Raw genomic sequence first — 362 nt, forward strand, 5'->3', positions numbered from 1 at the left:
CACACTCACCTGCTTGATGATGCTGACATCGTAGAGATTGCCGGTGATGTAGAGCACGTTCAGTCCCTGATAGCCGGCAAAATTGCTGTCATGCGCAAGTGCATCCGGCATGTTCGGATCGCGCTCATTGATCGCGGACACCGTCTGCGCCATGTAGTCGGGCATCGTTTCGAAACGGTCGTTGGAGCCGACGTTATAGATGGAGGCATCATTCCAAAGGAGATTGTTGCCGGATTGAATAGTGGCGCCTCCCGGTGCATCGGGATTGGCTCGGGCCCAGTCATTGTCGTAAAGCACGGCGATCTGGCTGATGAGGTTCATGTCCAGCACATTGCCGCCAACGATGATGAGGTCATACTGCA

General features: G+C 54.7%; 1 pseudogene. It reads right to left on the reverse strand.

Features of this window, described 5'->3' with window-relative positions:
• Positions 1–362 (reverse strand): annotated as a pseudogene (locus EN804_RS35205) (hypothetical protein); the annotation flags it as partial.

The organism is Mesorhizobium sp. M8A.F.Ca.ET.161.01.1.1, from assembly GCF_004792105.1.
In the GTDB taxonomy this organism is placed as follows: Bacteria; Pseudomonadota; Alphaproteobacteria; order Rhizobiales; family Rhizobiaceae; genus Mesorhizobium.